Raw genomic sequence first — 8,900 nt, 5'->3', positions numbered from 1 at the left:
TTTATCATTTCTTCAAAAAAGGAGGCTGAAACAGAAGTACCCCAGGAGTCGATCAGAAGTTTTATTTCTACTCCCTGTTTGGCTTTGGCAGTGAGTACATTTTTAAATCTTTCGCCAATATTTCCGCTTCCGAATTTATACGTTTCGATATAGACATATTTTTTAGCCTGCTCAATATCGTAGAGCATGGCATCATAGAATTTCCAGGGATCATCATAGAGTTTATATGAAGAACCTGCTGTTTGCATCGGGAAATTATGGTTTACAGGGTTTTAAAAATTCTCATCAGTTCTTCTTTCTTTCTGAAAGAAACGGGAACGGTTGAATTGTCTTTCATCACCAGGTATCCACCATCTGCCTTTTCAAACCTTTTTACATAATCGAGGTTGATCAGGTGTGATTGATGAGCGCGGAAGAAATTCATATCACTCAGCAATTCATCAAATTCTTTCAGGGTTTTTGATACGGTGATCTGTTCATTATCTATGGTGAAAAAGTGCGTATAGTTTTTATCTGACTGACAGCGGATGACATTGTCAAGTTCCACTACGTGTACATTGGTGGTAGTTTTCAGCACGAGTTTTTTATTTTTCACATAGTTTTGGTTCAGATTCTGAAACATAGCTTTGATTCTGAGCTCAATGCTGTCTTTTTCCATGGCTGTTCTCAGCTTTTCAACTGCGGAGCTTAGTTCATCAGGGTCGACAGGTTTCAGCAGATAATCGAGAGCGCTGAATTTGAAAGCTTTGATGGCAAATTCTTCAAAAGCCGTGATAAAGATGACATAAAACCCAATTTTCTCGAATTTTTTCAGGAGATCAAATCCGGTACCATCCGGCATTTTAATATCCAGGAGGACGAGATCGGGCTGGTGATGGTCTATCATTTCATATGCGGTTTTTACGCTGGATGCCTCACCTATAACCTCGATACCGTTGCAAAACAGGTTCAGCATATCAATGATGGTTTCCCTTGCCCTAGCCTCATCGTCAACTACCAAAGTCCTTATCATATGATTTAAATTTGCCTTTAAAGTTATAGGGTTTCATTGAAATACCAAAAAAGAATCTGAAATTCTTTTCATAATCATGGGGAATGATGAGTGGCAGGTTGTAGATTGCATGTTTCAAGTTGCAGGTTTACAGATAGATAAGAGTGGCGAAGGACAAGCACGGCGAATAAACCCGGGTTATGCATAAGAAGGGCAATTAGCGGATGCATTGTTTGCGTTTAATCGTATATCAAAGGCAATGAGATTATGACCATTGTTCCTGCAGGAATACCGGAATCATCATATAGATCTTTGATTTCAAGGTTTATTGTATTATGCTGAACCTGGTTAAGTAGTTTTATTCTTTCCGTGATAACCTGTGTACTTGAGAAATCCTCCCGGCTTTTTTCCTTATTTCTTATCAGATTTGCTTTTTCCCTGCCAATACCATCATCTGTAATGATAATCTGGAGGCATTGTTCGATACTTTTTATTTCAACAAGTACATTGCCTTTATCTAGTTTATTTTGCAACCCGTGTTCGATGGCATTTTCCAGGAAGGGCTGGGCCATCATAGGGGGAATGAGGAGTTTTTCCGGTTGAATGCCGAATTGAACCTGAATATTATAATCGAATTTGTCCCCAAAGCGCAGTTTTTGAAGTTCGAAATAGTTGCGTATGAACATGATTTCATTATCGAGAATAACCCATTCCCTGTCGGTAATGCTGGTGATATACCTTATAAGCCTGGCAAAATTTGCAAGGTATTTTGCGGCGATTTTAGGCCCTTGTTGATAAATAATCCCTTGAATGGCCATTAAAGTATTAAAGATAAAATGGGGGTTTAATTGGGATCGAAGATATTTTTGCTCCAGGCGCAAAAGGTTTTTTCTTGTTTCTTCTCTTCTTTTAAAATATTTGACGATAAGATGGATAATAGCCAAAAGGCTTAGTAGCAATATCAAAGATAACAATATAATGAACAATGTTGTATCAGTGAAAGGTGTTTCTACAGTAATATCAATGTGTACCGGTTTTCCCCAGTTACCGTTCACATAACTTGCATTAACATAAAACCTGTATTTTCCCGGGGGCAGATTGGGAAAATCTGCGTATGGATTGTTTGAATAGATAATTTCAGGATTATAGGGGAACAGTCGATATCTGTATTTAATACTTTCCGGACCCTTAAAACTGATTCCCTTAAAGTGAATTCTTAAGTCGTTCCTGCCGGCTTCGAGTTGTATGCTATCAACCAGAGGTATTTCTACACCATTATTCTCAATTTTATTAATTGTGAGCAGAGGAGGGATAGAAGAAGGTCTGATCAGTTTTTCTTCAAACGAAACCAGGCCAAGATCTGTGGCCAACCAGATATAGCCATCTTTGGAATCCATTGCATGAATCTCGAGAGTTGGAAGGCCATCATCGAGCGAGATCCATTCCGCATTGAATTTGAGGGTGTTATTTTCGCTGATTACAAGCCGGTTTAAGCCATTATTCATTCCAAGCCAAATGGTAGAGTCGTCATATATAAGAATATGTCTTACTGTATTTCCGGATAAAACATTCTTAGAATTCAGTTGGTAAATGACAGAATCATTTTTCATGATCAGCAATCCTTCCGATCCGGATCCAACCAGAATATAGTCTTTCCAGTCAGCAAGAGCGTTTATCCTGCTGGTCAGTCTTTTATCATGTATAATAGGTAAAATGGTGTCGTTTTCAAATTTATACAGACCATATAAGGTAGCAAGGTAGATATCATCCTGGAAAGGATCACTGGTTAGGGCATATACTCTTGTTTCAAAAAAAGCTTTGCTATTAAACTTTACTTTCCGGTCGCGAATGATAGCGAGACCTCTTCCACCCAGATAAATAGAATTGCCGTATTTGGCAGCGGTTTGGAAGACACCTTCCATCCCTTCAATTTTAACCGGTTGACCCTGAGGGTTGTAAAAAGAATGAAGACTGTTGGAAACCCATAAGGAGCCATCATTCTCAGGAAGAATATCCGGGATCCAGTTAATAATACCCGGATACTTCAATTGCCGGATATTAAACATTTTACCACGGATAATATCGGCCTTGAACAGGCCTTTATTGGAAGATGAGAAATAGAGTTGATTATTCTGCAATGAGAGGGTAATAACATTCATTCCCATTTCTTCCTGGACGGGAAAAATGTTAAAATCCATATTTGGCGTAAAAAAGACACCATCGCCTGTGGTTGAGAACCAGTAATTTTTCTCCCTGTCCTGCATAATCCTGGTGATGGTATAACCCTCAAAGAATCGTTTTGGAACGGTATCCAGATTTCCATCCGGAAACATATCAATACCTCCACCGTACTCCATGCTTATCCAGATATTTCCCCGGTCGTCCTTTGTCAGGCAGGTAACCGGCTGTTTCATTATCCGGGATTTTATTATCTTTTGATCCTGGATGTGATATAAATGATTTCCATAAGAAACAAGGAAATTATTATCTGAGATTTTCAGGTATTTTCTTATAAACGCTCTGTTGCCATATTTGAAAGGAATAAAGAATTTATTTTCCAGGGCGAGTAAGGCGGGATGGTTTTGATCCATTTCCGCCGGAGGGGCTACGGGAGCAATAAAATGATCATCACCCATATCATAGAAAAAGAGGGCGGCGGGGTTATCTTTGCGGGGAATCGGATTGATCATGGTTAAACGGCAAATCGAATCAAGCATGAAGATACCTCCTTGCCTGGGAGAAAACCATATCTGCTCCGAGGAGTCAACAGTAAGCCTGTCGATATAATTATCTTCAAAGTGTTTTTTGATAGTATCATTACAGGGATATATCGTAATCTTGTCATTCTCAAAATAACTTAGTTCTCCGGAATAACTCAGAAACCATATTCTGCCTTTATAATCCTCGTACATGATGAGGGTTGAGTTGAAAGGGAGGCCTTGTTCAGTGGTAAAATGGGTAAATTCGAATCCGTTGTATCTGATCACACCGTTGTCGGAAGCAAACCAGACATAACCGTTGGCATCGTTGAGCATATCATAGATATTGGAGGCAGGAAGTCCTTCGCGGTAGGAGATATTCCTGAAGCCGGGGACCTGGGAAAAGCCAATAGTTACCTGTACAATTATCAGCAATGCTAATTGTAATCCGGACAACCAATAAGCTTTTAAACAGGGTATGGGAATTTTTATGGTCAACCTGTCTAAAATTTACAGCAGTCAAAGATGGCTGCCAAGGGTGTAAAAGTACGATACAAACAGGTCATTTCAAAAGATTTGTTAAAGTATTGTACATTCGTATATTTGCATAAAATATTCGTAATGATTAAATCCATGACCGGTTTCGGCAAGCATGTTGCGCACCTGCCTGAAAAAGCAGTAAATGTTGAGATCAAGACACTGAATAGCAAGCAACTGGATATTCATTTACGCATTCCGAATATTTATAAAGAAAAGGAAGGTGAAATACGTCAGCAGATAGGGACACGTTTGGAGCGTGGAAAGGTGGAATTGACGATAACCGTTGAGGAAACCGGGGATGTTTCCGGTTATTCGATCAATAAGCCGCTTGCCATGCGTTATGTGCAGGAGCTAAAAGAGCTGGCAAATTTGATGGAAGAGGAACTCCCGCAGGAAATTCTGCCTCTGGTAATGCGTTTTCCTGAAGTATTTCAGACAGGGAAGGAAGATCTTGAAGAATCGGAATGGAAAGCCGTTGGGTCAGCCATTGATGAGGTCTTGCAACAAGTAGATCTGTACCGGTCAGATGAAGGAATAGTTATGGCTGAGGATTTCCGGAAACGAGTGGAAGCAATCAGCGATCTGCAGTTATCCCTTGATCCTTTGGAAGTACAGAGGTCGGCCAATATCAGGGACAGGTTGGATCAGAAGCTTGCTGAATTGATCGACAAGAATAAAATTGATTCCAACCGTTTTGAGCAGGAACTCATTTACTACCTCGAAAAGATTGATATTACGGAAGAGAGGGTCAGGTTGAATCAGCATTGCGGTTATTTTCTTCAAACGCTGGATGAGGGTGGGGCCATAGGCAGGAAGTTAGGATTTATAACCCAGGAAATGGGCAGGGAGATCAACACCATTGGATCTAAAGCCAATGATGCGGATATTCAGAAGACGGTGGTATTGATGAAAGACGAGTTGGAAAAGATCAAAGAACAATTGTATAACATTTTATAAGATGCAGGGAAGGGTAGTGATCATTTCTGCACCTTCAGGGGCCGGGAAATCCACCATTATCCGGGAGGTAATGGCATCAGGGTTTCCTCTTGAATTCAGTGTTTCGGCGTGCAGCCGGACAATGAGGCCCGGTGAGGAGAACGGTAAAGATTACTGGTTTCTGACTTCAGATGAATTCAGGGAAAAAATAGAGAAAAACGAATTCCTGGAGTGGGAAGAGGTTTACAAGGATCATTATTATGGAACTCTTCGGTCGGAACTTGAACGGATATGGAGCAAAGGGCATCATGTTTTGATAGAGGCAGATGTATATGGAGGATTGAATATTAAAACCCAATACCCTGATCGTTCCATGAGCATTTTTATTATGCCTCCATCGGTTGACGAGCTTCGTGAACGGCTTATCCGCAGGTCGACAGATGAAATTGGCAGCATCAACACACGTGTAGAGAAAGCAATGGAAGAGATATCCCTGGCGGAGAAGTTCGATGTGATCATTGTCAACGAAAATATCAACCAGGCTGTAGAAGAAACGAAACGGGTAATTAAAGCCTTCCTGGAAAAACCTGATTAGTATGAGCGAGCCCCGGAAAAAAACCGGTTTATTCTTTGGGTCTTTTAATCCTGTTCATATAGGGCATCTGATCATTGGTCAGTATTTTACACAGTTCAGCGATCTGGATGAGGTGTGGTTTGTTGTTTCCCCACATAACCCCCTGAAGGAGAAAAGCTCTCTGCTGGAGGGTCATTTAAGGCTTTATATGGTTAATCTGGCTCTGGAAGATGACCCTTTGCTAAGGGCCACGAATATTGAGTTTACCATGCCTCAGCCCTCTTATACCATTGATACCCTGACATGGCTTTCGGAGAAATATCCTCAAAAGCAGTTTGTACTTATTGGTGGAACCGATATTTTTCCGACTTTTCATAAATGGAAGAATCATCAGGAAATTCTATCCCAATACGATCTGTATATTTATAATCGACCGGGTTATGATGCCGGCGAATATGCCTCTTATCCGCGCATCCGTTTTTTCAGCGCACCGCTGATGGAAATCTCCGCCAGTTTCATCCGTGAGGCAATAAGACAGGGAAAGGATGTGAGTTACATGTTACCTTCAAAAGTATGGGCCCATATTGTGGATATGGGTTTTTACAAATAAAGTCTTTTGATTTTAAACCTTAGCTTTTTATTCCTGTCAAAGCATGGTAACTAATTTCCCGGTGCTATGCGGTTCAGGTTAATCCTTCTTCTTACCATTAATTTACTGTCATATTTTTCTTTCTCCCAGGAATTTACGGTTAGCGGAAAAGTCATCGACAGTGCTGAAAGCCGGGCTCTGGAGGGTGCCCATGTTTTTCTCCTTAATCCTGATGCCCCTGAAAACAGCCGTTACGATGTAACGGACCGGGATGGTATTTTTTCGTTTCGTAATGTTTTACCCAGAAACTATCAGCTAAAGGTAAGTTATGTCGGTTATACCGGAAGGATCAGAGCCGTGAAGGTGGAAGAAGGCAGTCTGGATATTGGAAACATTCTTTTAAAAGCTGAAACACAGAGCCTGGATGAGTTGAAAGTCACAGGTCAGGTACCTGCGGCAACCGTCAAGGGCGATACTCTTCAATTCAATGCAGATGCATATAAGACCAACCCGGATGCCAGTGCGGAAGATCTTGTAAAAAAGCTACCGGGAGTGATTGTAGAAGACGGCAAGGTGGAAGCACAGGGAGAAGAGGTTAAGAAGGTGCTGGTCGATGGTCGTGAATTTTTCGGGAATGATCCGTCGACAGCCTTAAAGACTCTTCCTGCCGAGGTGGTTGAAAAGATTGAAATCTTCGATAAGCTATCTGATCAGGCTGAGTTCACAGGATTCGACGACGGCAATTCCGTGAAGACCATGAATATTATCATGCGGCCTGAAAAGAGAAACGGCACTTTTGGCAGGTTTTTCGGGGGATATGGTACCGACGACCGTTACACAGCAGGAGGGAATCTTAACTTTTTCAAGGACACACGCCGCATTTCCATTCTCGGATTAAGCAATAACATCAACGAACAGAATTTTGCCCAGGAAGATCTTCTGGGTGTTATGAGCAGCGGAAGCCGAAGCAGGGGAATGCCGGGCAGTGGGGGAGGTGGGCCTATGCCGGGTGGTGGTACCAGGGATTTTATGGTTGGCCCCCAGAATGGCAATACTGTTACGCATTCGGCCGGAATAAATTACAGTGACCAATGGGGTGAAAAAATTGAGGTCACGGCGTCCTACTTCTTCAATAAAACACATAATACAACGAAGGAATATTTATCGAGGGAATATATTAATACGGGAGATTCGAATCAGTTCTATGATGAAATAAGCAGCAGCACAACGGATAATTTCAATCACAGGTTCAATGTCAGGTTTAAATATGAGATCGACAGTTTCAATTCAATAATAATTACCCCCAGGTTGAGCCTGCAGGCAAATGATTATAACAGTGATGTTGCCGGGGACAATTATATTCACCCGGGAGAAATCATGAGTAATACCCTAAATACTTATGATGACGAATCATCGGGGTTTAACTTCAGCAATGATCTTTTATACAGGCATGCTTTCAGGAAGAAGGGAAGAACAGTTTCATTAAATATCGGCACTGACATCGGCAAAACATCATCCACAACTTTCCTTAAGGCTGAAAATAATTATTTTGGAGAATCATCAGGAAGGAGCGATACTATTGATCAGAAGGGTTCCTACGATTCCCAAAGCGAAACCTGGTCGGCAAGTTTGATGTACACAGAACCCATAAAAGAAAAATCACAGGTGTATGTGAATCTCAGAAGCTCTTACACCATCAATAATTCCGACAAGAATACAGGAGATAAGGATGCATTGACAGGAGAATACAACATCCTGGACACGCTGCTTTCAGGCAAATTTGATAACGAATATTTTAAGAACAGCCTGGGTGCAGGATACAGGTACAATAATGAAAAGATGTTCCTGACAGTAGGTATATCTGTACAAAGGTCTGATCTTACAAGTAAAACCATATTCCCGGTAGAGTCAGAAATTGAGCAGCCATTTACGAATATTCTTCCCAACGCCGTGCTTAATTATAAATTTTCCAGGATTAGTAATTTGCGGGTTCATTACCGTACCAGTACGAGAGAGCCCTCCGTTACACAATTACAGGCTGTTATTGATAATTCCAATCCCTTGTCGCTCAGTACCGGAAATCCGGATTTAAAGCAGGAATACACAAATACTTTAATGGGAAGATACTCACTGACCAGGATCATGCGGTCGAAATTTTTCTTTGTGATGTTGTTTGTCAGGAATACCGTGAATTACATTGGGAGTTCCACTTATACTGCAGAAAGGGACATCATGATATCCGACGGGGTCATCCTGTATCGAGGTTCTCAGCTTACCCGTCCGGTTAACCTTGATGGGTATTGGAACGGCAGGACATTTATCACATATGGTTTGCCGGTCAGCAAGATAAAAACCAATATCAATCTGAACACGGGCATATCCTATACAAGGACTCCCGGCATTATTAACGGTGAAAAGAATTTCTCTGATACCTGGGGGCTTAACCAGGGGATAGTATTAGCCAGCAATATCAGTGAAAAGATTGATTTCACCGTTTCGTACAATGCCACCTATAACATTGTTGAGAACACGATCCAAGAGCAGCTTGATAACAATTATTTTTATCATAAT

General features: G+C 41.2%; 7 protein-coding genes. 4 read left to right on the top strand and 3 right to left on the bottom strand.

Annotated features, from left to right (window positions below; genetic code table 11):
* From KKA81_14240 to KKA81_14230, 3 genes are all read right to left on the bottom strand, one after another.
* Positions 1-248, bottom strand: a 248-nt coding sequence (locus KKA81_14240; protein ID MBU2652085.1) for a cardiolipin synthase, incomplete at its 3' end; no start/stop codon positions are given.
* 14 nt (positions 249-262) lie between these two features.
* On the bottom strand, positions 263-1,012 hold the full coding sequence (locus tag KKA81_14235; GenBank protein MBU2652084.1) for a LytTR family DNA-binding domain-containing protein: 750 nt from the start codon (positions 1,010-1,012) through the stop codon (positions 263-265).
* Between the two features lie 218 nt (positions 1,013-1,230).
* Entirely contained in the window at positions 1,231-4,146 is a 2,916-nt protein-coding gene (locus KKA81_14230) for a histidine kinase (GenBank protein MBU2652083.1), read from the bottom strand.
* Between the two features lie 165 nt (positions 4,147-4,311).
* On the opposite strand from KKA81_14230, the gene KKA81_14225 reads away from it, so the two are divergent.
* The 4 genes from KKA81_14225 to KKA81_14210 all read left to right on the top strand — a co-directional run.
* On the top strand, positions 4,312-5,187 hold the full coding sequence (locus tag KKA81_14225) for a YicC family protein (GenBank protein ID MBU2652082.1): 876 nt from the start codon (positions 4,312-4,314) through the stop codon (positions 5,185-5,187).
* A gap of 1 nt (position 5,188) precedes the next feature.
* Positions 5,189-5,761: a guanylate kinase gene (gmk, locus tag KKA81_14220; GenBank protein MBU2652081.1), complete on the top strand. Its 573-nt coding sequence runs from the start codon at positions 5,189-5,191 to the stop codon at positions 5,759-5,761.
* A gap of 1 nt (position 5,762) precedes the next feature.
* A complete protein-coding gene (locus tag KKA81_14215; GenBank protein MBU2652080.1) occupies positions 5,763-6,350 on the top strand; it encodes a nicotinate-nucleotide adenylyltransferase in 588 nt (195 codons plus the stop codon).
* 66 nt (positions 6,351-6,416) lie between these two features.
* Positions 6,417-8,900: TonB-dependent receptor (locus KKA81_14210; protein MBU2652079.1), on the top strand; the 2,484-nt coding region annotated here is incomplete at its 3' end.

Source organism: Bacteroidota bacterium (assembly GCA_018831055.1).
Taxonomy (GTDB): Bacteria; Bacteroidota; Bacteroidia; order Bacteroidales; family B18-G4; genus M55B132.
The sequence above is the reverse complement of the archived record's forward strand: the minus strand, read 5'-3'. Positions and strand labels throughout refer to the sequence as shown.

Coding starts and splice junctions, on each gene's coding strand:
- KKA81_14235 (MBU2652084.1), bottom strand. CDS start 1,012: ATGATAAGGACTTTGGTAGTTGACGATGAGGCTAGGGCAAGGGAAACC.
- KKA81_14225 (MBU2652082.1), top strand. CDS start 4,312: ATGATTAAATCCATGACCGGTTTCGGCAAGCATGTTGCGCACCTGCCT.
- gmk (MBU2652081.1), top strand. CDS start 5,189: ATGCAGGGAAGGGTAGTGATCATTTCTGCACCTTCAGGGGCCGGGAAA.
- KKA81_14215 (MBU2652080.1), top strand. CDS start 5,763: ATGAGCGAGCCCCGGAAAAAAACCGGTTTATTCTTTGGGTCTTTTAAT.